Below are 276 nucleotides of genomic sequence, written 5' to 3' on the forward strand. Positions count from 1 at the left end.
CGCGGACGATGGGGATGAGCACGCCGCGCATCCTGTTCAAGGACGTCATCCCGAATTTGATGCCGTTCGTGTTGGTCAACTTCGCCAACGCCGCCCGCTACGTCGTCTTCACCTCTGTCGGACTGGCCTATCTGGGCATCCTCCCCACGTCGGTGCCCAACTGGGGCGTCGATTTGAACAACGCCTATAAGCAGGCCGGGGCGTTGGTTGGCACGAGCGCACTGTATCAGCTTATCGTGCCGATGATCATGATCATGGGTATCGCCCTGTCGCTCA

1 protein-coding gene is annotated in these 276 nt (G+C 59.8%); it reads left to right on the top strand.

The genetic code is table 11. From position 1 onward, the window contains the following. Window positions 1-276 (top strand): ABC transporter permease subunit (locus NKF26_RS24005; protein ID WP_253235037.1); only part of this gene is annotated, 276 nt, incomplete at both ends.

It is taken from the genome of Haladaptatus sp. AB618 (genome assembly GCF_024136965.1).
GTDB lineage: Archaea > Halobacteriota > Halobacteria > Halobacteriales > Haladaptataceae > Haladaptatus.